The following is a 24,953-nucleotide window of genomic DNA, read 5'->3' on the forward strand; positions in this document are numbered from 1 at the left end:
AATAAAAGCGGTTTCACAATCAGCCCGTTCAATCTCCCCAATAGAAGGGTAGTTGGACGGGCTTTTATCTTATGTGCAAAAAATGAGAGGACGATCAAATGCAAGATAGCCAAGTCAATCGCATTCCCAACTTTATCTGGGGCATTGCCGACGATGTGTTGCGAGATCTGTACGTGCGGGGCAAGTACCGCGATATTATCCTGCCGATGACGGTGATTCGGAGGCTGGATGCGGCGCTTGAGCCGACCAAGCAGGCTGTTCTCACTATGCGAACCAGACTGGACGAGGATGGCGTTATTGAGCAGGAGGCCGCTTTGAAGCAGGCTGCCGGGCACGCTTTTTACAACGCATCTCCATTTACTTTGCGCGATCTTCGCTCTCGCGCCAACAGGCAGCAACTTCGGGCTGACTTTGAGGCATATCTGGACGGATTTTCGTCCAATGTGCAGGATATTTTGAAGAATTTCGAGTTTCGCAATCAGATTCCGCGTTTGTCCGATGCCGATGCTCTCGGCGCGCTGATTGAGAAATTTCTGTCGCCGGATATCAATCTGAGTCCCTATCCGGTGGAGAATGGCGATGGCTCTGTGCGGTTTTCCGGTCTGGATAATCACGCGATGGGTACGATTTTCGAGGAGCTGGTGCGGCGGTTTAATGAGGAGAATAACGAAGAGGCTGGCGAACACTGGACACCACGCGATGCGGTTAAGCTGATGGCAAATCTCATTTTTCTTCCGGTGGCTGACGAGATTGAGTCGAGTACTTATCTGCTCTACGATGGTGCTTGCGGTACGGGTGGTATGCTGACTGTCGCAGAGGAGACGCTTCGAGATCTCGCCCAGGAGCGCGGTAAGCAGGTTTCCACGCATCTTTATGGACAGGAGATCAATGCTGAGACCTATGCCATTTGCAAGGCGGATCTTTTGCTGAAGGGCGAAGGCAGCGCAGCGGATAATATTGTCGGAGGTCCGGAATATTCGACGCTTTCCAATGATGCTTTCCCTTCCCACAAGTTTGATTTTATGCTCAGCAATCCGCCTTATGGCAAGAGTTGGAAGAATGATCTGGCGCGTATGGGGGGCAAGAGCGGCTTATCTGATCCGCGATTTCTTATCGCTCACAACGGCGACGCGGAATATTCCCTGCTCACCCGCTCCAGCGATGGGCAGATGCTGTTCCTCGCCAATCTGCTTTCGAAGATGAAGCGCGATACCACGCTGGGCAGCCGCATTGCCGAGGTTCATAATGGAAGTTCCTTGTTCACTGGTGATGCCGGGCAGGGGGAGAGCAATATCCGCCGTTGGATTATCGAGAATGACTATCTGGAGGCGATTGTCGCGCTGCCGCTCAATATGTTCTACAATACGGGTATTGCCACGTACATCTGGGTGTTGACCAATCGCAAGCCAGCGCATCGGCGCGGCAAGGTGCAACTTATCGACGCGACCGAGTGGTACAGTCCTTTGCGTAAGAATCTGGGCGCCAAGAACTGCGAGTTGTCCAATGACGACATCCGCCGCATTTGCGATGCTTTTCTCGCGTTTGAGGAGACGGAACAGTCGAAGATTTTTCCCAATAAGGCATTTGGCTACTATAAGGTGACGGTTGAACGACCACTGCGGCTCGCTGTTGATTTGTCGCCAGAGCAACGGACGCGATTTCGGGATGCTTGCCGAGAAGCAAAGGAAGAGCCGCTCGCCGATGTGGTTGATCTGGTGGCGGAGACTTTGGGCAACGGTCCCCATCTCGATTTCAACAGTTTCATGGATGCGGTTGCCGCAGAGGCTTCTGAGCAGGGCGTTAAGCTGATCGCCAAGCGGAAAAAGCTGTTGCAAACGTCGCTGGCATTCCGGGACGAAGCCGCCGAGCCAGTGATTAAGAGGGTCCACAAATTGGGCAATAGGGAGCCAAATCCGATTCGCGGTCTGGTAGAGACGACTGTGAATGACCAGTGCGTTATCGTTGAATATGAGCCAGACAGCGAGTTGCGAGATACCGAACAGGTCCCCTTGCTCGACGAGGGCGGTATTGAGGGTTTCTTGCGCCGCGAGGTGTTACCTTATGCTCCAGATGCATGGTATGTCCTGACGAGTGTCAAGATTGGCTATGAGATCAGCTTTACCCGCCACTTCTACAAGCCACAACCTATGCGGTCAAGAGAAGAGATTCGCGCTGATATAATGGCGTTGGAGCGAGAGAGTGAGGGGGTACTGGCAGAGATTATTGGGGAGTAAACATCTTACCGAATGCAATTCCCTTCTTAAAACAGGCAGGGATGGACTTGAATGTGCGGGTAAAGTTGACTATACTAAATACATAGTGAAATCGCTCTGATTACACTGTAAAATAAATTAAGTGTTTGACAGCTAAAAGAAGGATGAGGAGATAAAATGCCACTAAAAAATAACTCAAAGAAAATTCACGCAGTGGATCTTTTTTGCGGTATTGGTGGATTGACAAAAGGTCTCGATTTGTCTGGTATTAGCGTCAAGGCAGGTTTTGATATTGACCAGTCGTGCCAATACGCATATGAGGCAAATAATCCTCAATCAAAATTTTTCACCACCGATATTCGTGACATTCAATTCAGCGATATTGCTCCACATTACAAGGACGCGAATATTGTGGTGATGGCCGGTTGTGCGCCTTGCCAGCCTTTTTCAGCGCATAATCAAAATAGAAAGACGCAAAATTTTCGAACGGATGATTGTTCTTTGGTCGGGGAATTTGCTCGTCTTATTAGAGAGGGCTTGCCCGACTTAGTCACTATGGAAAATGTTCCTGGGCTCGCCAAACACGAAGCATTTGACGAATTTCTTGTAATGCTCAACGACTTGGGTTACGAGTTGGACTATGATGTTTTGTCATGCGCGGATTACGGTGTTCCACAAAATAGAAAACGCCTTGTTCTATTAGCGTCCAGGCTGGGTGAAATTTCTTTGCCTTGCCCAATGGGAGACAAAAAGACTGTTGCCGACTTCATCCAACACTTGCCTGCGATTAAAGCCGGAGAAGCCTGTCCCGATGACCCTGCTCATATTTCGATGGCATTGTCCGAGAAAAACAAATTACGAATTAGTCAATCAAAACCAGGAGGAACATGGCAGGATTGGGACGAGGATATTATCAACGATTGCCATCGTAAGGCATATTATTCATCGTCCTATGGCAGAATGCGTTGGGATGCGCCCGGGCCAACCATCACTACACAATTCTGTTATTACAGCACTGGACGATTCGGGCATCCTGAACAGGACCGGGCTATATCAGTTCGTGAAGCTGCATTGTTACAAACTTTCCCACCCGATTACAAATTCGCAGAGTTCGGACACCCCGTTATCATAACCAAAACGGCGCGGTACATTGGCAATGCTGTGCCGGTCAAACTGGCTGAAGCCATTGGCAAATCACTTATAGAGGCAGCAAATGTCCAATAGCAGATATAGAATGAGTATCAGTTTGAATGTGCTTAACCACTTGGGATTGAACCTGTATAGCAATACGCCAGCGGTGCTTGCCGAAGTAATTGCCAACGCTTGGGATGCCGATGCTACTGAAGTAAAAGTTGATTTCAATATTGCACAGAAAACGATTACCGTTACCGATAATGGTCACGGAATGGACGTGGATGACATCAACGATAAGTATCTGCATGTTGGGTATCAAAAGAGGGGGGATACGTCCGATTATCACACGCCTGGTGGTAGAAAACCGATGGGTAGAAAAGGTATTGGGAAGTTGTCTTTGTTTTCCATTGCGAAAAAAATCTTTGTCTATAGCCTCAAAAAAGGAGGTGAGAACGAATCCTTTTTAATGGATTCAGACGAGATTAAAAAGGCTATACAGAATGAAGACCCGTCATCGCCAGGTGAATACGAACCTGAACAAGTGAAGTTTGACGTTGACATTGAGAAACAGGGGACGATCATAAAAATTACGGAACTGAAGAAGCTGCGATTGACACAGGCTTCAATCAATGGGCTTAGAAAGAGAATTGCCCGTAGATTTGGAATTATCGGTGAGCAGTGGGATTTTCGTATCTTCGTGAATGGCGAAGAGGTAAACTTTTCTGACCGAGATTATTTTCACAAAGCTCGTTTTATTTTTCAATATGGCGCCTATGACTATGCTCAATATTGCCAAAATTTAGACACGGATAACGACACGGGCGACAAGATGAGCTTTGAACGCCCCTGTCGTTTCGATTCGAAGGGCAATGCCACCGAAGAAGGGGTACACAAAATTAGCGGCTGGATCGCCATCGCACGTCACTCTAACGATTTGGATGACGGACAAGGGCAGGAAGATAACCTTAACAAAATCACGATTGTTGTACGAGGTAAAGTGGCACAGGAAGATATTTTGAATGAACTCCGAATGGGATCAATGATAAGCAAATTCATCTACGGAGAAATTTACGCTGATTTTCTTGATGAAGACAGAAAAGAGGACATTGCCACTTCCAGTCGCCAAAGACTTGTTGAAGATGACCCGCGCTATATTGCAACTAAGAAGTTCATTGATAATGAAATTAAGCACATACGGACAGAAACGGATAAACTTAAAGAAAAGAAAGGATTAGAACAGGCGATTACGTACAACCCCTATATCAAAGAGTGGTATGATGAATTACGGCCGCCTCACTTGCAAGAACCAGCAAAGAAAATTTTTGCTGCTATCGATCAAGCAGGAGTAGATGAGGCACATAAACAGAATTTCTACGCTGATGGAGTATTACTTTTTGAGTCACTAAAGATGAACTATGCCCTGGAGAAATTGGAAACCATTGATGCGTCCAACTTAGACGAATTTCTTAGTTATTTGTCTGATGTTGATGCTATAGAAGCAGCTCGTTATCACGAGATAGTTCAAGAACGACTCAGTATAATCCGCAAATTACGAGAGCAGGTTGACAAAAATGTTATTGAAGCGTTGTTACGGGATTACATATTTGATCACTTATGGCTTCTTGATCCTGCCTGGGAACGCGCAACCGAGTATAAACACATGGAACAAACTCTTCAAAGAGTCGTGGATGGAGTCACCCAAAAAAATAAGTTTGTAAGAACAGATATCAGATACCGTAGGGTTTCCGGCGCACATGTGATTATCGAACTAAAAAGGCCTGAGAGACTTTTGGAAAAGACAGAAATCGAGTCTCAGATCCGTAAGTACATTGCTGCCGTTGGCAACGAATTGAAAAAGGACCCTAATGAGAGCCATCTCCTTATTGAATCATTTTGCATTGTAGACAGACTGCCTCAGGGATGGGAGGATCGTGAAACCCGAAGAACCGACGAAGATTCATTGAAACTTTATCGTATTAGAGTTCTCACTTATACCGAACTAATTAACAATGCTAACTCAGCATACTCGAAGTTTATTCAGGCATCCGAGTCAGTAACAGAACTGCGTACTCTGCTTGATAACATCCGGTCATACAAAGCAGAATCAAATGATCGCGAACCTTAAATCCTATCCCCACTACAAATCCTCCTGTGTGGAGTGGCTCGGTGATGTGCCAACGCATTGGGAAGTGCGGCGGTTGAAGCGCGTCGCATCATTGAATCCAAGTAAGACCGAATCGCAGGCATTTCTGACGGCAGACATGCCAGTAATATTTCTACCTATGGAACGAGTGGGGGCGGACGGAAAAATAGATGAAAAGATGGTGTCTGCCTCCAGTGTTTGGAATGGCTTTACTTATTTTAGACGAGATGATGTTCTCGTTGCCAAAATCACCCCTTGCTTTGAGAATGGCAAGGGTGCGTGTCTTGATTCCTTATCTACGGTAATCGGTTTTGGATCAACTGAATTTCACGTTTTAAGATCGAGCCCCTCAGTTTTACCACAATTTCTGTATCGACTTACCGCCCTTGCAGAATTTCGGCATTCTGGTGCTGAGGAGATGACCGGAGCAGCAGGTCAACAACGAGTACCACAGGCATTTGTGGCAAACTATCCCCTTCCTCTCCCACCCCTCTCCGAACAAACCGCTATCGTCCGCTATCTTGATCATACTGACGAGCGCATCTGCCACTACATCAGCAGCAGAGAGCGGCTCATCGAACTGTTGGAGGAATATCGGCAGGCGGTCATCCACCACGCAGTCACGCGCGGCCTTGATCCCGATGTGCGTCTCAAGCCATCGGGTGTGGAGTGGCTGGGCGATGTGCCAGCGCATTGGGAGGTGAGGCGATTTAAAACTATAGGGAAGAACTTTACGAATGGAACTACTGCTGAACAGTTGGCGACAGGTATCTCCGATTTCCCCGTTTCAAGAATCGAAACTATATCTACAGGTCAGATTACTTATTCAAAAGTGGGCTACTTGAATGAATCTTCAGTTATCAAATCCTTTTATTTACAGCCAGATGATTTTCTCATTAGCCATATCAACAGCTATGAGAGAGTTGGTAATTCTGCCAGATACAAAGGTGAACGTGCTCTGCTACATGGGATGAATTTGATACGTATTACGCCACTAAAGGTCATTGTCCCGAATTACCTTGAATACTTACTAAAATCTTCACTGTTTATTGGGAGTATGCAACGGGCCTGCAAGCCAGCTATTAATCAAGTGTCTGTTACAACGGCAGCAATTAAAGCAATACAATTTCCTCTCCCACCCCTCGCCGAACAAACCGTCATCGTCCGCTATCTCAATAAGGCCACCGCCGATATTGACGCTGCCATTGACCGCGCTCGGCGAGAAATTGAGTTGCTGGGTGAATACCGTACGCGGTTGATTGCCGATGTGGTTACAGGCAAAGTAGATGTGCGCGAGGCAGCGGCTGAGTTGTCCGCTGTTTAATGAACAGAAATAGAGGTTATATGGACAATCACGCAGTTTTCAAGATGACGCCCGGACGCGCCGCGCTGGTAGGGCTGATGGACTGTTATGTGCGCGGCTTGCTGGATCCATTCGTGACGCTGCTGGAAGTGCATAAGCTCATGTATTTTATGCAGGTCGCAGGCGAGCCGTTGAGATTGAAATTCGTTAAAGCCACGTATGGGCCTTATGCTAAGAACCTCCGGCATGTTTTGAACGCCATTGAGGGACATCTGGTGTCCGGCTATGCAGATGGTGGCGATGCGCCCGATAAGGAATTGGAATTGGTTCCAGGCGCGCTTGAAGATGCCCATGCGTTTCTCGAAAACACACCTGAAACGCAGGCGCGCTTTGAAAGAGTTTCCGCGCTTATTGAAGGGTTCGAGTCGTCGTTTGGCCTGGAATTGCTCTCTACGGTGCATTGGATCGCCAGCGGGGAGGAGATATTGGACTTTGACGACATAGTGAATCACACTTACGTCTGGAGCGAGAGAAAGAAGCAGTTTTCACAGCGTCAGATTAAGATTGCATTTGATGTTTTGTCAGAGAAGGACTGGATTGTGCATTCCGATGTGTGAGACAGCGCATCCAGGAAGGACATTTCATAAATAAAAATTAAAGAAAACGAGTCTAAAAAAGAGTATTATATAAAAAGAAAATATATAAATATTTGTTTTAAAAAGATTTGTCCTTTAATAAATTTTAGAATATTTTGAGAGTTTATTAAAGGATTTAGCAAAGTCACGTTGTTTTTCAAGCTCTCGATTGACTATGAGCCTGAATCTTTTAACTTTGTTTGACGGTTGCTTGACGGTTGTTTGATAGAAAATCCAAAAAATGATTCGGCAGAGCAGATTCGATTTTGTAACTTATTGTTATACAAATATTTACTGTTTTGGAATTTGTTTGATGGTTGTTTGATAGAAAATCCGAAAAATGACTCGATGGAGTAGATGTAATTTTGTAACTCATTGTTATAAAATTACTTACTGTTTTGGAATTTGCTTGATGGTTGTTTGATGGAAGCCAAATGATCACCGACACCACAGAGCGCGTTTGATGTCTATTGCAGGGCGTCCCGATATTGGATATACTCTCACAGACTTGAAGAACCATAGTGAGGCCGCGCGAAATAATTTGAGGGTGGAGGTCTTTGAAGGGGCTATGGAAGAATTGGGTGATGTGACGATTGTAGCAGAGGTTAATGATAGAGGTTGTAACCCATGAGTAGCCGACGTTTGCAAATAACATTGCAGCCTGCTGTGTTGCGGTGGGCGCGGGAGCGGGCGCGCATTGATGCCGAGCAACTGGCGGATAAGATGCAGGTGAAGCCAGAGCGCGTGTTGGCGTGGGAACGCGATGGCAGGATCAGTATTGCCCAGGCAGATAAACTTGCCCAGCGTACGCATACCGCTCTGGGCTTGCTATACTTAACAGAGCCGCCCAAAGATCTCTTGCCAATACCCGATTTTCGTACCCGAGACGATGATCTGCAGCCGAGTGTCAATCTCCTCGATACTATTTATCTGATGCAGCGTCGTCAGTCCTGGATGCGCGACGAGTTAATCGGGGAGGGTGCCAGACCGCTGAGCTTCATTGGAAACTATGAGATAGGTGGCGATCCCCTGCAAGTCGCCCGTGCAATGCGTGATGCACTCCAACTTACTGACGATTGGGCTGCATCTGTATTTACCTGGTCTGATGCCCTTGGGCATTTGCGGAGTAGAGCCGAGGATGCCGGTGTGCTGGTGGTTTTCAATGGCATTGTGGGAAATAATACAAGCCGCAAACTCGATCCGGATGAATTTCAAGGCTTTGCTCTCGTAGATGAGTATGCTCCGTTGGTCTTTGTGAATAATGCCGACTTCAAAGCAGCGCAGATGTTCACCCTCGCTCACGAACTCGCACATCTTTTTGTTGGAGAGACTGGGGTATCCAGTTTTGAACATCTGAAGTTCGATTCTAATACCACAGAGAGATTTTGTGACCAAGTAGCGGCGGAATTTTTAGTGCCAGCAGAGGAGTTGCGAGCCTTTTGGCCTACAGCTGAGCGGACAAGCGATCCTTATCAACCTGTTGCACGTCAATTCAAAGTGAGTTCTCTCGTAGCCGCACGTCGAGCGCGCGATCTCGGCTTGATTGACCCGATTGCCTTTTTCAAATTCTATGACGAATATACAGACAGGGAATGGCACAGCAGTCAGCAAAGTCAAGCAAGTGGTGGAAATTTCTGGAATACTCAGAAATGGCGCATTGGCACTCGATTTGGTAGTGCAATCTTCCGAGCAGTTAAAGAAGGCCGTCTGCTCTATCGCGAAGCGTACAATCTCACCGGTCTGAAGGGAGAAACTTTTGAAAATATGCGAGACAAGATGGAGATACAGGTGTGATAAATCAGGCTCCATCCTTGTTCGTGCTGGATACAAGTGTTTTTATACAGGCTCATCGCCTCTATTACGCGCAAGATCTATGTCCGGGATTCTGGGATAGTCTGACGCATTATTGCAGCGAGGGGCGGGTGTTAAGCATTGATCGCGTTCGTGACGAAATGCTTAACAACCAGGATCAACTATCTGAGTGGGTTAATCAAGCACCAGATAGTCTTTTTGTATCATCCGCGGAACCAGAGGTTGTAAATGCTTTTACGGACATGATGGACTGGGTACAGGGGAATGAGCAGTTTCAACTTGAAGCAAAAGAGGAGTTCGCAGGCGTAGCTGATGGATGGCTTGCGGCCTACGCGAGGGTTCACAGCGCGGTTGTGGTTACTCAAGAGGTATATAGTCCAGGCGTGAGGAAAAGGGTTCCTCTGCCAAATGTATGTAGAGAGTTCGGTGTTGATTACCGAGACACTTTTGAGATGTTGCGAGAGCTTAAGGTCAGTTTCGACTGGAGACGTTCTCCATGACTACTTTGACCTGAGTTGCTGCTCGGTAATTGACGGGTAATTGATGGGTAATTGACACATAGGGAACCGGGAAACTGTGAATTTTACTTAACTGATTTATTTTACTCAAATTATGTTAATTGATGGGTAATTGACTGGTACTTGACTGACGAGCAGAGATATGAGATCGTATTTTTCGTAAATTATTGAATATACAATAGTTATTTTACTTGACTGGTACTTGACTGGAACCTCCTGATGACCACTGATACAACTGAACGCGGTTTAGAAGATCGCATTTGCGAGATGTTGGCTGGTAGGGCGGATGAATCGGGTACGGGTGATGTAGGGGAGCGTCCGGCTGCCTATAGCGCGGGTTGGCGTTATGGGGATCGCGAGGATTATGACCGCGAGTATTGCGTGGATCTGGCGCAGTTGACGGCTTTTCTGGTGGCGACGCAGCCGGAGATTGCTGAGGCGCTTTCTCTGGAGAGCGATAATCCAACGCGACGCCGGTTTCTCGCCCGGTTGAAGAGTGAGGTTGGCAGGCGTGGGATTGTCGATGCGCTTCGCAATGGGGTCAAGCACGGGCCGCATGATATTGCGCTTTTTTACGGTGCGCCGTCGCCGGGCAACCGTCGGGCAGCAGCGCTTTACGAGCAGAATCGCTTTTCGGTTACGCGCCAGTTGTCGTATAGCAATGCCAATAAGCGGCTCGCGCTGGATCTTGCGCTGTTTATCAATGGCCTGCCGGTGGCGACTTTTGAGTTAAAAAATAGCCTTACTAAGCAGACGGTGGCAGATGCGGTTGAGCAATACAAACGCGACCGTGATCCGAGGGAGGAACTTTTCCGCATTGGTCGTTGTTTGGCTCATTTCGCGGTGGATGAACACGAGGTGATGTTCTGTACGCATCTCAAGGGTAAGTCGTCCTGGTTTCTGCCTTTTAATAAGGGTTGGAATGACGGTGCTGGCAATCCGACCAATCCCAATGGCCTTAAGACCGATTATTTGTGGCAGGAGGTTCTGACCCGGCAGAGTTTGACGGATATTATCGAGAATTACGCTCTGCTGGTGGAGTCTGCTGACGCGCAGACCGGGCGCAGGTCTCGGACGCAAATTTGGCCGCGCTATCACCAGTTGGATGTGGTGCGGAAGTTACTGGCTGATGCTGTGGAGAAGGGGGCGGGGCAGCGCTATCTCATTCAGCATTCGGCGGGTAGTGGTAAGTCCAATTCTATCGCCTGGTTGGCACACCGTCTCATTGGGCTGGAAAAGGGCGGTGAGATGGTTTTTGATTCGATTATTGTTGTGACTGACCGGATTATTCTGGATAGGCAGATTAACGATACGATTCGGCAGTTCGCGCAAGTGGGGGCGACTGTCGGGCATGCCGAAAATTCTGGCGATCTGCGTCGCTTTATCGGCGAAGGAAAGAAAATTATTATCTCTACGGTGCAGAAGTTTCCGTTTATCCTGGACGAGATTGGCGCAGAACATCGGGGGAGCCGCTTTGCCATCATTATTGACGAAGCGCATTCCAGCCAGGGCGGGCGCACGTCTTCGGCGATGGCGCAGGCTCTGGGCGACCATGAGGACGGGGATGATGAAGATACGTTTGAAGATAAGATTAACCGGATTATTGAGCAAAAGCGTCTGTTGACCAATGCGAGCTATTTTGCTTTTACTGCTACGCCGAAGAATAAGACGCTGGAGTTATTTGGCACACCATCGCCGCAGCCCGATGGCACGACAAAGCATCGGTCTTTCCACGGCTATGCGATGAAACAGGCGATTGAGGAGGGTTTCATTCTGGATGTGCTGGGTAATTATACGCCGGTAAAGAGCTACTACCATCTCGCCAAGACGATAGAAGATGATCCGGAGTTTGATACAATAAAGGCGAGAAAGAAGCTCATCAGCTATGTGGAAACACACAGTCATGCGATTCGCCTCAAAGCGGAGATTATGGTTGACCACTTCCACGAGCAGGTGCTGGCACCGCGCAAAATTGGGGGACAGGCACGGGCTATGGTTGTAACTGGTGGTATTCAGATGGCGATTGAATACTATCACGCTATCCGCAATTACCTGAACGAGCGCAATAGTCCGGACAAAGCTATTGTTGCTTTTTCTGGCGAGGTGGATTACGGAGGTGAGAGGGTGAGTGAATCGTCGTTGAACGGTTTTCCGTCATCGCAAATAGCCAATAAGATTCAGGAAGATCCCTATAGGCTTCTGGTCTGCGCGGATAAGTTTCAGACGGGCTATGATGAGCCTTTGCTGCATGTGATGTACGTGGATAAGGTGCTTTCCGGTATTAAGGCCGTGCAGACTCTTTCGCGTCTCAACCGCGCCCACCCTGATAAGCGCGATACGTTTGTGCTGGATTTCTACAATGACGCTGAGATGATAAAGGATGCTTTTGCTGATTACTACCGCACGACTATTTTAGCGGATGAAACCGATCCGAACAAGTTGCACGATCTCAAGGCCACGCTGGATGGCCGACAGGTTTATTCCGATGAGCAAGTCCACAATGTAGTGGCGTCGTATTTGAAGGGCGATGACCGTGGGGCTTTTGATCCCATTCTGGATGAGTGTGTGGCGATCTATCGCAGTGAACTGGATGAGGATGGGCAGGTTGAATTTAAGGGGAATGCCAAAGCCTTTGTACGCGCATACAACTTTTTGTCTCAGGTGCTTCCCTACGCGAATGTGGAGTGGGAACAGCTTTCCATTTTTCTGAATTTTCTCGTTCCCAAGTTGCCGACGCCCGTTACTGAAGATTTGTCGCTGGGTATTGAGGGTGCTATTGATATGGATAGCTATCGCGCGGAGAAACAGGCGACGATGCAAATTCTGCTGTCCGATGAGGATGCCGAGATCGATCCGGTGCCCACAGGTGGTGGCGGTCATAAGCCAGAGCCGGAAATGGACCGGCTTTCCAATATTCTCCGGTCGTTCAACGATCTTTTTGGGGATATTCCGTGGACCAATGAAGACCGCATTCGCAGGATGATTACCGAGGATGTTCCGAAGATGGTTGATTCGGATAGTGCCTATCGCAATGCGCGAGAACATTCAGATGAGCAGAATACGCGCATTGAACACGATAAGGCGTTGGAGAAAGCGATTATGGCTCTGCTCTCGGACGATACTGAACTTTACAAGCAGTATTCCCAGAATGAAGCGTTTAAGCGTTGGCTGGAAAATAGCGTGTTTGAACTGACCAATCGCTAAGCTGGGGACTCCGCGTATTGGAGAATATAGAGCAAAAGGTGAGAAGTTCAGTGCGGATAGGTGGGAACTCGACACGGATGGGGGGGAGTTAAGCGCGGATGGGAGGGAGACGGATACAGGGGAGCTCGGCACGGATATAGAGGAGCTCGGCAACGGATACAGGGGAGTTCGGCTCGGATACAGGTAAGCTTCACTCGGATACAGGTATGCTTAGCCCGGATACCGGTATGCTCCTGGTTGCTTAACAAAACAGCCCGTCCTGAAAATGGATGGGCTATTTTTTGTCAAATCCACCTTCACGCGCTTGGCGGGTCATTTCCCGGATGAGTTTGGGGGCGGGGTCTTCCCATCCTTCGGGTTTGAGTATTTTGCCGTCTTCTCGGCGAATGACTTTCCCGTTTACGACTTTTTGCATGTTTGCATTGTGGACGATGTCGAAGAGTGGGTCGAGGTTGATGCCGTTTCGTACGGCAAAATCGCAGATGTAGTAAATTGCATCGACGAGCGCGTCAGCCTGTTCTGTGACGGTTTGCGCGTCCATTAATTCGTCCATTTCATCGTTGACCATTTGTCTTATGAATGCGATGCCTTCTGTTGTCATGTTTTGCGGATGCGCTGGCAGGGCGTCGTTACAGGCCATTGTAAATTCGCGCACTTGAGCAGTGTATCCCATGCGTACTCCTGGTGAATGGTAAGGGGAGAGATATAAGAGAGCTTGCCCCTGCATGTTTTAAGCAAGGGTGAGATGTAAGGAGGGAGAAGTGTGTGTTAGAAATTACTAAAATACATGTTCAAAAACAAATGTAATGATTCCACAGCAATCAATGTAAAGCGCGAATAGACAGAGCGGTGTACAACTGGCCGTCTTTCAGGCAAGTTCATAGACAAATGGCAATACATACTGATACTGACTTACATCATGTCAGCACATGCTTTGGGAGGATGGGTGGGGTTCGTCTATTCGTTGATTCGTCTATTCGTCTATGTATTTTTGGTCTTTGACTTTTGGGCGTTGCGTCTATATTTTTTTGCGCGATATTTTGTTGATCGGTGAACTATGACGTGAAAGGATTTACATTACATGGCGAGTATTAATGCAAATTACGACAAATTGGCTGCGGGATATTTGTTTCCCGAGATTGCGCGGCGGACGCAGACTTTTCTCGATGCGCATCCAGAGGTGTCCGTGATGCGGTTGGGTATTGGCAATACGACCGAGCCGCTGACGAGGAGCGTGATTGCCGGTTTGCACGATGCGGTGGATCAGATGGCGCATGTGGAGACGTATCGCGGCTATGCCGATGGCGGAGAGGGTGAGCCTGAGATGCGGGAGGCTCTGGCGAAGCGCTATGCAAAGTACGGGGTTGAACTCGATGCATCTGAGGTTTTTGTGAGCGATGGCGCCAAGTCGGATTCGGCGAATATCCAGTCGATTTTTGGTATGGATAATGTGATTGCTGTGCAGGATCCGGCGTATCCGGTATATGTCGATAGCAATGTGATTGCCGGGCGGACGGGTGAGGCGGTGAACGATCAGTACGAGGGACTGGTTTATATGCCGTGTACAGAAGAGAATGGTTTTATGCCCGAGGTGCCGGATGAAAAGGTGGATTTGATCTATATTTGCAGCCCGAATAATCCTACGGGTGCCGTGGCAACGCGAGCGCAGCTTCAGGCGTTTGTGGATTATGCGATAGAACACAGGGCGGTGATTATTTACGATGCGGCTTATGCCGGGTATATTTCGGATGCGGATTTGCCGCGAACGATTTACGAGGTTGAAGGGGCAAAGTCCTGTGCGATTGAGATCAATAGTTTTTCCAAAGATACCGGGTTTACGGGTGTGCGCCTGGGGTGGACTATTGTGCCGATGGATCTGGTGGTAGAAGATGCAGAGGCGGGTAAGTTGAATACGCTGTGGGGCAGGCGTCAAAATACGTTTTTTAATGGTGCTTCTAATATTGTGCAATTGGGTGCTTTGTCGGTGTTTACAGAAGAAGGCGAGCGAGAGTGCCAGGAGATGATTGCGTATTATATGGAAAATGCGCGCATTATTCGGGCGGGGCTGAGGCGTATTGGGCTGACGGTTTTCGGCGGTGTACACGCGCCTTATTTGTGGCTCAAGACCCCGAATGGTATGTCGTCGTGGGACTTTTTTGACAAGTTGTTATCAGAAACCCATGTTGTGGGTACGCCGGGTTCGGGTTTTGGTCCTGCTGGCGAAGGTTATTTTCGTTTGAGTTCGTTTGGACATCGAGAAGATGTCGAGCGGGCAGTGGCGAGTATTCAGGCGAATTTGAAGATTTGAGGTGAAGAGATGACGCGGTCCAATCCAAACATCATTTTTATTTTGGCTGATGATATGGGCTATGGAGATATGACGTGCCAGAATCCAGAGTCTAAAATTCCAACGCCGAATCTGGACAGGTTGGCGTCACAGGGGGTTCGTTTTACCGATGCCCACGCGCCGTCCAGTGTCTGTACGCCGTCGCGCTATGCGATTCTTACGGGGCGGTATTCGTGGCGCACCCGGTTGCAAGGTGGTGTGTTGTGGCCCTGGGATCCGCCTTTGATTGATCCGGGGCGAAAGACGGTGGCGACATTGCTGCGAGATCAGGGATATCGCACGGCCTGTATTGGGAAGTGGCATCTGGGATGGAACTGGGAGACAAAGGATGGACGTGCGGCTTATGAAGGCGCGGAATACGGGGTGATGGGTAGGGATCAGCGGTATGAATTGGCCGGGAATATCGATTTTAGTAAGCCGGTTACTGGTGGTCCTGTAGAATGTGGATTTGATTATTATTTTGGCGATGATGTACCCAATTTTCCGCCTTATACCTGGTTTGAAAACGATCAGTTAGTGGATGCGCCGGTTGAGGAGAAGCCCGAGGAGATGTTTGGATCGCCCGGGCCAATGGCGCCGGGATGGTCGCTCGAGGCGGTGATGCCCGAGTTGACCCATCGCGCAGTTCAATATATTGAGGCGGCGGATGAGCAACCATTTTTTTTGTATTTTCCGCTGACTGCGCCGCATACGCCTATTGTTCCGATAGATGAGTTTAAGGGTATGAGCGAGGCGGGTGAGTACGGAGATTTTGTGTGTGAAGTGGATTGGACTGTGGGCGAGGTGATGGCGGCTCTTGATCGAAGAGGGATTGCCGAGAATACGCTGATTATTTTTACCAGCGATAATGGCCCGGAAAGTTTTGCGTATAGACGGGTCCAGGAATACGGGCATTACAGTATGGATGGCTTGCGGGGGTTGAAACGCGATGTGTGGGAAGGTGGGCATCGAGTTCCGTTTGTTGCCAGGTGGCCCGGTCAGATTGAGGGGGACAGGGTTTGCGATGAGGTGATTTGTATGTCCGATTTTATGGCTACGGTGGCGGCGATAACTGGCGTGTCTTTGTCGGAGGATATGGGTGAAGATAGTTATAATATATTGCCCGCGCTTTTGGATGAGTCTTTTGATACGCCCATCCGGGAGGCGACTGTGCATCACAGCATTCGGGGAAAGTTCGCCATTCGGAAGGGCCGCTGGGTGTTGATTGATGCACCCAATGGGGATGATAGTAAAGAACCGGATTGGTTTGTGGAAGAACGCGGGTATGTGCCTCACGATCATCCGGGCGAACTCTTTGATCTCGAACGCGATCGGATTGAGCGATTTAACCGTTATGCAGAATATCCCGAGGTCGTTGAAGAACTCAAGACTTTGCTCGAAAAGTATAAGCGACAGGGCCGAAGTGTTTCGGGCTGAGCGGTAGAGGGATGAATTTTATGGGACGTATTTTTTGCATCCTGATTGTATTTGCTTGTATTGGCACGGCCAGGGCAGAGGTGCAGGTCGAGTTTCGCTTTGAGGCTGTTTTTGGCGAAGTCGGGGGTGGCGATGGGCAATTTCTCAATCCCGAGGGGTTGACTCTGGATACGTCGGGCAATGTGTTTGTGGTGGATACGGGAAATGATCGCGTCCAAAAATTGTCTTCAACGGGAACTTTTTTGCGGGCGGTAGGTGGACCGGGCTGGGAAGATGGGCAATTTAACAAACCGGGTGGTATTGCCGCGAGCAAGGGGCTGGAGATTTATGTGGCCGATGGCCGGAATCGCCGCATTCAGGTGTTTAATCTCAATTTGCGTCTTTTGGCGGTGATTGGGGGTACGGATGCTGCTGGTTCTGTGGATCTGGGGACGCTCAGTGGTATTGCCGTGTCGGATGCAGATGAGATTTTGGTGAGCGATATCGATGCCGATCAACTGGTGCAGATCGATACGTATAGCCGCGTTGATCGCAGTTTTGGCGGTTTTGGGTATGGGGCTGGCAATTTGCGGCGTCCTTTGGGGATTGCAATAGAAGGGCGCAAGGCAGTTTATGTTTGCGATAGCGAGAATGATCGGATCGCGGTATTCGACAGGTTTGGCAATTTTCAAAAGACGATGGGCGAAGATGTTTTATTGCAGCCCTCTGCGCTGTGTATGGGGCCAGAGCGGACGCTGATTGTAGCGGATACGGGCCACCATCGCGTTGTGGTGTTTGACCTCGATTCTGGCAGTGTTGCAGAATTTTTGGGCGGTCCCGATCCGGGAAAGGGGGCGATGGCATTTCAGTTTCCCCGAGGTGTCGCACTTGGACGCGCTGGCAGGTTGTTCGTTCTGGATTCGGGCAATGGGCGCATTCAGAAGTTGCAATTACAGGTTTCAAGGGTGAAGTGAGGAAGTGTGAAATGGGAAAAGGCCGGGATATTCCGCGGGGGCGGGATGTCCTGTTTTTTTTACATACGAGACATGAGAGATGAGTTTTAACACCCTTCGTATTGCTCGGGGCATTGTATTTTTTTTAATCTGTGTCGTGAAGGCGTACGCACAGCTGCCCGTGCCAGAGCAGTTTACGTTGTTCGATGGGGAACGGGTGTTTCAAGCAGATGGAAGCCGCGGGCCTTTTTCGATTTCCGATCGCGCTATTGAGGCGAAGAGTGAACGGGTTTGGGTAGATGGGGTGTTGCTCGTTCGGGATCGGGATTATGTGGTGGATGCAGATCGCGCGTTGCTGACGCTTTTGCGAAATGTTGCGCGGGGTGTGGAGATTGTGGTGCGTTTTAGGCAGCGTCCTCTGGTAACTGCACCTGTGGTTCAGCGTCGCCAGTTTCAACCGGGGAAAGGCAGTGGGGATCAACCGATTGTGCGCGTGTTTTCTCCGCCTGTTGTGCGAGATAGGAATGAGGAGGAGAAGTTGACGATTGGTGGTCATAAGAGTATTTCTGTGACCGCAGGATCACAACACGCGGTTCATCAGGCTTTGCAGTTGCGTATTTCGGGCGAGGTCGCCGAGGGGGTCAATTTATTGGCTGTGCTGTCCGATCGCAATTTGCCAGTAGGGGAGCAGGGAGGATCAAAGCGGTTGCAGGAATTAGATCGCGTGTTTTTTCAGGTTGACTCCGACCAGGTATCGGCCACGCTCGGCGATCTCGATGTGGCGTTTGACGAGACTGTGTTTGGGCGCTATCGGAGGCAGTTGCAGGGTGCGCGCGTGTTGGCCTATCGAGAGAAGGGACAAGTTGCGGCTTTTGGGGCGGTGTCGCGGGGACGTTGGGAAACGCGGCGGTTGGTGACGATTGAAGGGTTTCAGGGACCTTATTCGTTGTCGGGTGGTGGGTTGAGGGGGCAAATTGTGCCGGAGTCTGAGCGCGTGTATCTCAATGGGCGATTGCTCACCCGCGGGGATGGGGCAGATTATACGATTGATTACGAGCGCGGGCATGTGGCGTTTATGCCTGAGATACCAATTGGGGTCGAGAGCCGCGTTACAGTGGAGTATCAGGTGATTGATGCCGGTATGAGAAGCCGGCTGATGGGTATGGAGTCCCGCATGTCGCTCGCTGAGGGGATGTCTGTGGGGACGACGCTGATTCGAGAGTCTGATCGTTCCGCATTATCGCCCGGACCTACTGCGGTGCAGCGGCAGTTGGGGGTGGTGTACGCGACGTACACGCCGTGGTCAAATGCGCGCGTTTCTGGGGAGGTTGCCCTGAGTGATCGGGATTCGGGAAGTGGGCGCGGGGTTCGCATGGACGGCGCGTGGACAGGGCGCGATTTTGAAGTCACGGGTCGGTTTCGCCAGGTTGGGGCCGATTTTGAAGCATTTGAGCGATTGGATAGGGGGCGGGCTGCCGGGCGATGGGGTTGGCAAGCCGATACTGCGCGAACTGCCCAACGCGAGGGCGAGGTGGCTGTGCGTTGGGATTTGGGCAAGGCACTTTCTATTACCGGGGAATACGGGCAGCATGTGGGTGTTGTGCGAACGGATCGGAAGAGTGTGGGGATCCGTTCACCTGTGGGGATGTATCGCTATGAGTCGCTCGGGCGCGATAGCGGCGGGATGCGCCGGCACGAGGGACAGGTTGAAGTGTCGATGGGGGAGGTTGTGCCAGGGTTCCGTTTTTCGCTGGAAAATGGGGTGGGCGATGGGGTGGGTAGCAGTTCGCTTTTTTATGCGGCGCGTCCACGCGTTTTGCCCGAGGGCATTGACAAACAGGAGTTGGTGTGGCACCTGGGCATTGGCGAAGGGCGAAATTGGTCGTGGGTATCGGAGTTGAAATACCGGAAGTTCAGGCAGCGAGAAACGGTGTGGCAGGATAGTTTGCGCGGTTGGTTGCATACCCACAGGGCACAGGTGACAAATTGGAGGGGCTGGATTTTTTCGGGTTCTTATACGCACGGAGAAATTCAGATCGGGCGCGAACGTCAGCAGACGACGACGCATCTGGGGCGCGTGCGGTTGGGGCATAATCGTCCCGGCTCGTCACATCAGATAACGTATCGTGTTTCGAGTACGCGGGTCAGTCAGCCCATTTTTGTCGAGGTGGCGCCCGGGTTGGGAGAATATATTTGGGAGGATGCCAATGGCGATGGTTTGCGAGATGTGGAAGAGTTTGTGCCCGATGTCGATGGCGATTATGTGCGGGTTTATGATTACGGGCAGTTTGCCCCTGCACGCGATGGCGCGCTGGGCATGCGTCTGGAGATTGATTTTCGGCGTTTGATTGGAGATGAGCACTTTTTGTCCGTTGTTGCGCTGGATGCGTCGTTGCGCGCAGAGCGACAGATTGCGATTGGGACAAGGCACGCGGCTCCCTGGGATCTGTTTGGTTTTGATGCGGATGCCGGGATTTTGGGTGCTCGCAGAGATGGATTGGTGCGTCTTTATTTGTTTCGGTATCACAAACGGGGATCGCTGCGTTTGACTGCGCGCGTGCGCGGTCAGGTCAATCGGGCGTTTTACGGAGGTGCTGCCGAATCTTTTGTGCAGGGTGGGGCGTTGGGAAAATTGAGGCCTGGCAATCGCCTTGAACTGGAGACGGAATTTGATTTGGGGCACAGAGCGCGCGAGGGTGCCGGTGCTTTTGCCTATCGCATTGATGGTGCGAGTGGTGCGCTGCGCTGTGCGTTCAGGTCTGCGCGTAAATGGTATTTGCGTTTGGGTGTTTTGGGTGGGCGAGATTGGGAAGGTATCAGGGTGTTGCGCGCGTGGCATGTCGGCGTTCAGCCAGAGGTGATTTACGCTTTGCCCGGTCGCGGGCGATTGCGCGGGCGGTTGGATTGGACGCGGGTTTGGGCGACGGATGTAGTGCCCTTATTTTTGGGGTTGGCAAGGGGCAATCGCCAGGGACAGAACTGGGCGTGGCGGTTGGGGATGGATTACCGTTTTGGCAAATATGTATCGGCGCGGGTGATGTACGATGGGCGCATAAGACCTGCTCGTCAGACGATACATCTCGGGCGCATGGAGATGCGGGCGGTGTTTTGATCCGCAGAAGAAAACGCGAGTAATTTGAGCGTTTTTCGCAGATGGACGCAGATGAAAAATCAAGTGTAGGGGCGGTGCCCCTGTGCCCGCCCGTCGCGCAAAGGTGCAGATGAATACGGATAAATACATAAAAATATGGCGGTATTTGCTTTTTGCGATTTGGATGGCCTGTGTCGGTTCCAGCGCGGGGGGAGAGGTGCGTGCGATTGTGAAGCGCGTGCAGGTTGAAGGTACGCGGTCTGTAAGTGCGCGCGATGTGCGGGGGTGGTTGGTTACGCGGGCAGGGGTTGCGGTGGATTCGGCGTTGTTGCGGAAGGATGTTTACCGCATTTTGAAGGGGTATCAGGCGCGTGGATTCTGGCATGTGGCGGTGGCTTTTCCCAGGGTTGCCATGCGCGCGGGCGACGCGGCGGTGGCTTTTGCGATTGTTGAAGGGGTGCGAACGCGGGTCGCGTCTGTGGATGTGCGCGGTGATTTGATTTTTGATCAATCTGATGTGCTTATGACATTTGGTCTGGCGCAGGGTATGGTGTTGCTTGAGAGCGATTTGAACCAGCGGTTGGATCATTTGTTGCGTTTTTATGAAGATCAGGGCTACCCGTTTTGCGCGTTGCGTCCAGATGTGCGATTTGATGGTGATGAGGCGCGGGTAGAGGTGGTGGTGTCGCCCGGTCCTCTGGTGCATGTCAATGCGGTGCGTTTTGAGGGCAATCAAACGACGCGGGAAGATGTTTTGTTGCGGCATATTTCGTTTGTTGCGGGCGAGGTCTATGATCAGCGTCGCGTGGATGCTTTTGTGAGGCAGTTGCAGAATTTGCCGTTTATTGACCGAGTTTATGCGCCTGAACTCGTATCTACCGGTGGTGAGATGGCGCTTGTGATCAGTGTAGAGGAGTCGCGCCACACGCGCGTTGAAGGGGTGCTCGGTGTGGGGTCTGGACAGGGTTTGACCGGGGAGATCGCGCTCGATGTTCTGAATTTTTCCGGTGGGGGACGAGAGGGTTACGCGCTGTGGTCGCGGCAGGGTGTGGGGTTGTCGAATTTGCATGTGTCGTATCGCGAACCCTATGTGTTAAATAGCCCGCTTTCAGGTTGGGGTGCTGTGGAGACGGTTGCGCGTCCGGGGTATGTGACGCATAAGTTTGGGGGTGGCGCAGATGTTTCTGTGGGTGAGGGCGCGCGGTTTTTTGGCGGTGTTGCACACAGGCGCGTTTTGCCCGATTCTTCGGGGTTGGAATTTTTCGAGGCTGAGAGGATGTGGTCTATCGAGTCAGGTGTTCGGTTTGATCGACGGGGGCATGCTATGGGCGGTTGGAAAGCGGAGATCAGGGGAGAGATTGGCGAGGTTTCAGATGGGGTCCGGCGCGTGCAGTGGGGTGTTGATGGACAGGTGTTTTTGCCTGTGGGCAGGCAGTCTGTTGTTGCTGGTCGAGCGCGCGCTTTTTGGGTGGGACAAAAGGGGAATGTGCCGCAGTCTGCTGGCATCTGGCTGGGGGGCGCACAATCGCTGCGGGGCTATCGGGAAGAGATGTTTTGGGGGACGAATGCGGGGTGGGTCAATGTGGAATGGCGGTGGTTGCTGGGTCCGAAAACGCGGCTTTTTGCTTTTGTCGATGCGGGGCGGATTGAAGGGGCAGGGACGCATTCATGGCCCGTGTCCTACGGCATTGGTCTGTTGGCAAATGGACGTATGGGTGCAGTTGGGATAGATTATGGATTGCCACGGGGCGAGAGTTTGGGACAGGGTATGGTGCATGTGCGGATGGTCAGTGCGTTTTAGCTGGTTAAATTCGCGTTGACATCCATACGCTCGGGGCGTATTCTGTGTCGTTTCTGAACTTTTGAGAGAAATTATTCATTCACAGGGAGGACCTTATGTTGAACAGGATTCGCAGTATCATGATGTTAGTACTCGCCGCAGGTCTCATGTGGGGCTGTGGTGGCGAGCGCGGGATGGAGTCTTCCGGGGTAGATGAACAGATTGGACGCCCGCTGAGTAAAATGGTCGTAGCGGGTGGGGGTATGTCTCAGGCGACGGTGGTGGCGACTGTGTCGCAAGATGATGCGCCTGTGGCAGGTGTGATGGTCGAGTTTGCGCGTTCTATTGCCGGGCAGATGCCCGATTATCAGTGGTCGGGTATGACCGATGATATGGGGCGCGTCACAGTGGAGATATCCGGTCAGGTGAGTGGATATTATCAGGCACGCGCTTCTCAAGATGGTTCTGTGATGGGGCGCTGGTCGAGTATTCCGATCAATGGAGGCTATACGTCAACAGTTGCGTTGCCCATTGGTGGACAGGCGCAGGTGACGGGTACGTCTAAACTCATATCAGTTGGCCTGGTTGTGTCTCAAACGGGGCGGTTATCCGAGACTGGGCAGGGGTTTATCAATGGCTTTGAAATGGCTCTTGAAGAGGTGAACTCACAACTGAGCGATATGACTTTGAGGTTTATTGTCGAGGATGATCAGAGCACTATAGAAGGCGCTACTACAGCGTATAATAAACTCATTTATGAAGATGGCGTGCCAGTTATTCTCGGTGTTTATACTTCTACCATGGTGCGCGCGGTTTTTCCCATTGCACAGGAAAATGAAGTCGTGGCGATCAGTCCCACTTCGGCCGCACGCGGCCTCAGCGCGATTGGCGATTTTGTTTTTCGCGTCGCCCTTACTGTTGATGCGCTGATTCCGGGGGGTGTAAAACTGACGCGGGAAAAATTGGACTATGAGCGCGTGGTTACGATGTTTCAAAATATGGATGTTTTTTCGCAGAGTAGCGATGAGGTGTTGAAAAGTGCCTTTAGTGAGAACGGGGTCGAGGTTCTGACTACTGAGACTTTTGAAACCGGCGCTATGGATCTTTCCGCGCAATTTTCCCGGATTGTGGCGTTGAATCCAGATGCGATTTTTGTTTCGGCTATATCAGCAGGGCGAACACAGGCTCTGATCGATGGGGGACAACACGGTATTCCTATCCTGATGCCCCTGCTTACTATGGATGAGGTAGAACGCGCCGGGGAGGCAGCTGAGGGGGCAATTAGTTTTACGTATTGGAGCAGTACGGGCAATGTGCTGGCCAATCGCGTCTTTGTTGAGAATTATATGACGAAATACGGTGCCGCGCCGGGCCGATTCGCCGCCGTGTCCTACGCGACGGTTCACATTTTGGCAAAGGCGATTGCAGATGCCCGGTCCCCTGATTCGCACGCGATTCGGGACGCATTGGCTCAAATCGAGAATTTGGACACGATTTTGGGTTCGTTTTCTTTTGATGCCAATGGCGATGCGGTTTACGATCCGGCTGTTCTGATTGTCAAGGATGGGAAATTTGAGGTGTTTGATACAAAAACTGCCTTGGCGGCAATCGGCGAGACGAACGAAAGCGGTGTGGCTGGAAAAGCGGTTTTCACACAAATCGGTGATAATATCAAGCTCGTCGTCTCGCTCGCTAATGCGTCCGCAGGCGAACACGCTGTCCATATCCACACAACTGGCGATTGCAGTGCGCCAGACGGGACATCGGCTGGCGGGCATTGGAATCCCACTGGCGTTGCACACGGAAAATGGGGAGAAGGTGAATTTCACCTCGGCGACATTGGCAATATGACTGTGGATGATCAAGGCATGGGGAAAATTGAACTGACGACAAATCTGTGGGAGATGAACACTGGCTCAGACATAGATATTGTTGGAAAAGCGATCATCGTCCATGCGGGTGCTGATGATTTTGTGTCACAACCTTCGGGCAATGCTGGCGCACGTATCGGTTGCGGCGTGATTGAGTTAGGACAGTAATAGGAGACAGAAAGTTTTGTTAAACGGTGTGAAAGCATAGCATGAGAAAGGGCGCGTTTAAAACGCGCCCTTTTTCTATTTATCAAAAGAGAATTTATGCTATTATCCACCAAAACGGGTTAAGTCCACTCCACCTAAGCGGAGTAATTCCAACAAGAAACCCTGATCGGCTCGTATGGCAGTCACGAGAGCAATGATAACATCCATTTGCCGGTCCATATCCTATCCTTTCTGCTTCTCTAACCGCAAGGAAGCAGGAAAGAAAGTTGCCGAGATAGACACGGTTTGAAGGACTTGGCAACCAACTGCAATCTTCAATGTGGACTTCATGATCTCCTTTGTCGTTTGTGTTTTTATTTACGTAGTAATATACCACGATATTCTCC

14 protein-coding genes and 2 pseudogenes are annotated in these 24,953 nt (G+C 50.5%); 14 read left to right on the forward strand and 2 right to left on the reverse strand.

The annotated features are described in order from the left end of the window. The first annotated feature begins 98 nt into the window (after positions 1-98). The 8 genes and pseudogenes from OXG87_18620 (at position 99) to OXG87_18655 (ending at position 12,962) form a co-directional block, all read left to right on the forward strand. The gene (locus tag OXG87_18620; protein MCY3871568.1) at positions 99-2,234 is read left to right on the forward strand and encodes a class I SAM-dependent DNA methyltransferase; all 2,136 of its coding nucleotides are present in this window, start codon (positions 99-101) and stop codon (positions 2,232-2,234) included. A 156-nt stretch (positions 2,235-2,390) separates the two neighbouring features. Then, positions 2,391-3,437: a DNA cytosine methyltransferase gene (locus OXG87_18625; protein MCY3871569.1), complete on the forward strand. Its 1,047-nt coding sequence runs from the start codon at positions 2,391-2,393 to the stop codon at positions 3,435-3,437. A gap of 10 nt (positions 3,438-3,447) precedes the next feature. Further along, complete coding sequence (locus tag OXG87_18630; protein MCY3871570.1) at positions 3,448-5,472, forward strand: ATP-binding protein; 2,025 nt, start codon at positions 3,448-3,450, stop codon at positions 5,470-5,472. Further along, entirely contained in the window at positions 5,456-6,814 is a 1,359-nt protein-coding gene (locus OXG87_18635) for a restriction endonuclease subunit S (GenBank protein ID MCY3871571.1), read from the forward strand. The genes OXG87_18630 and OXG87_18635 overlap by 17 nt, the downstream gene beginning before the upstream one ends. A 44-nt stretch (positions 6,815-6,858) precedes the next feature. Then, positions 6,859-7,410, forward strand: a pseudogene (locus tag OXG87_18640) (Appr-1-p processing protein). A 645-nt stretch (positions 7,411-8,055) separates the two neighbouring features. After that, on the forward strand, positions 8,056-9,222 hold the full coding sequence (locus tag OXG87_18645; GenBank protein ID MCY3871572.1) for an XRE family transcriptional regulator: 1,167 nt from the start codon (positions 8,056-8,058) through the stop codon (positions 9,220-9,222). Next, a complete protein-coding gene (locus OXG87_18650) occupies positions 9,219-9,740 on the forward strand; it encodes a DUF4411 family protein (GenBank protein MCY3871573.1) in 522 nt (173 codons plus the stop codon). Before OXG87_18645 ends, OXG87_18650 begins: the two co-directional genes overlap by 4 nt. A 237-nt stretch (positions 9,741-9,977) precedes the next feature. After that, positions 9,978-12,962: a type I restriction endonuclease subunit R gene (locus tag OXG87_18655; GenBank protein ID MCY3871574.1), complete on the forward strand. Its 2,985-nt coding sequence runs from the start codon at positions 9,978-9,980 to the stop codon at positions 12,960-12,962. Positions 12,963-13,236: 274 nt separating this feature from the next. Here OXG87_18655 and OXG87_18660 read toward each other — a convergent pair whose 3' ends face one another. Beyond that, positions 13,237-13,635: an HAD family hydrolase gene (locus OXG87_18660; GenBank protein MCY3871575.1), complete on the reverse strand. Its 399-nt coding sequence runs from the start codon at positions 13,633-13,635 to the stop codon at positions 13,237-13,239. 408 nt (positions 13,636-14,043) lie between these two features. Here OXG87_18660 and OXG87_18665 point away from each other — a divergent pair, with 408 nt between their 5' ends. The 6 genes from OXG87_18665 (at position 14,044) to OXG87_18690 (ending at position 24,567) form a co-directional block, all read left to right on the forward strand. Then, positions 14,044-15,270 (forward strand): LL-diaminopimelate aminotransferase, encoded by a 1,227-nt coding sequence (locus tag OXG87_18665; GenBank protein ID MCY3871576.1) that lies wholly within the window; start codon positions 14,044-14,046, stop codon positions 15,268-15,270. A gap of 9 nt (positions 15,271-15,279) precedes the next feature. Further along, positions 15,280-16,725, forward strand: a complete 1,446-nt coding sequence (locus OXG87_18670; protein ID MCY3871577.1) for an arylsulfatase — start codon at positions 15,280-15,282, stop codon at positions 16,723-16,725. 20 nt (positions 16,726-16,745) lie between these two features. Then, the gene (locus OXG87_18675) at positions 16,746-17,678 is read left to right on the forward strand and encodes an NHL repeat-containing protein (GenBank protein ID MCY3871578.1); all 933 of its coding nucleotides are present in this window, start codon (positions 16,746-16,748) and stop codon (positions 17,676-17,678) included. A gap of 79 nt (positions 17,679-17,757) precedes the next feature. After that, positions 17,758-20,769, forward strand: a complete 3,012-nt coding sequence (locus tag OXG87_18680) for a hypothetical protein (protein ID MCY3871579.1) — start codon at positions 17,758-17,760, stop codon at positions 20,767-20,769. Positions 20,770-20,851: 82 nt separating this feature from the next. Next, positions 20,852-22,549, forward strand: a complete 1,698-nt coding sequence (locus tag OXG87_18685; GenBank protein MCY3871580.1) for a BamA/TamA family outer membrane protein — start codon at positions 20,852-20,854, stop codon at positions 22,547-22,549. A 95-nt stretch (positions 22,550-22,644) separates the two neighbouring features. After that, positions 22,645-24,567 (forward strand): ABC transporter substrate-binding protein, encoded by a 1,923-nt coding sequence (locus OXG87_18690; protein ID MCY3871581.1) that lies wholly within the window; start codon positions 22,645-22,647, stop codon positions 24,565-24,567. A gap of 169 nt (positions 24,568-24,736) precedes the next feature. On the opposite strand, the pseudogene OXG87_18695 reads toward OXG87_18690, so the two are convergent. Continuing rightward, positions 24,737-24,943, reverse strand: a pseudogene (locus tag OXG87_18695) (hypothetical protein). Positions 24,944-24,953 lie beyond the last annotated feature (10 nt).

This window comes from Gemmatimonadota bacterium (assembly GCA_026706845.1).
GTDB lineage: Bacteria > Latescibacterota > UBA2968 > UBA2968 > UBA2968 > VXRD01.

Coding starts and splice junctions, on each gene's coding strand:
- OXG87_18620 (MCY3871568.1), top strand. CDS start 99: ATGCAAGATAGCCAAGTCAATCGCATTCCCAACTTTATCTGGGGCATT.
- OXG87_18625 (MCY3871569.1), top strand. CDS start 2,391: ATGCCACTAAAAAATAACTCAAAGAAAATTCACGCAGTGGATCTTTTT.
- OXG87_18630 (MCY3871570.1), top strand. CDS start 3,448: ATGAGTATCAGTTTGAATGTGCTTAACCACTTGGGATTGAACCTGTAT.
- OXG87_18635 (MCY3871571.1), top strand. CDS start 5,456: ATGATCGCGAACCTTAAATCCTATCCCCACTACAAATCCTCCTGTGTG.
- OXG87_18645 (MCY3871572.1), top strand. CDS start 8,056: ATGAGTAGCCGACGTTTGCAAATAACATTGCAGCCTGCTGTGTTGCGG.
- OXG87_18655 (MCY3871574.1), top strand. CDS start 9,978: ATGACCACTGATACAACTGAACGCGGTTTAGAAGATCGCATTTGCGAG.
- OXG87_18660 (MCY3871575.1), bottom strand. CDS start 13,635: ATGGGATACACTGCTCAAGTGCGCGAATTTACAATGGCCTGTAACGAC.
- OXG87_18665 (MCY3871576.1), top strand. CDS start 14,044: ATGGCGAGTATTAATGCAAATTACGACAAATTGGCTGCGGGATATTTG.
- OXG87_18670 (MCY3871577.1), top strand. CDS start 15,280: ATGACGCGGTCCAATCCAAACATCATTTTTATTTTGGCTGATGATATG.
- OXG87_18675 (MCY3871578.1), top strand. CDS start 16,746: ATGGGACGTATTTTTTGCATCCTGATTGTATTTGCTTGTATTGGCACG.
- OXG87_18680 (MCY3871579.1), top strand. CDS start 17,758: ATGAGTTTTAACACCCTTCGTATTGCTCGGGGCATTGTATTTTTTTTA.
- OXG87_18690 (MCY3871581.1), top strand. CDS start 22,645: ATGTTGAACAGGATTCGCAGTATCATGATGTTAGTACTCGCCGCAGGT.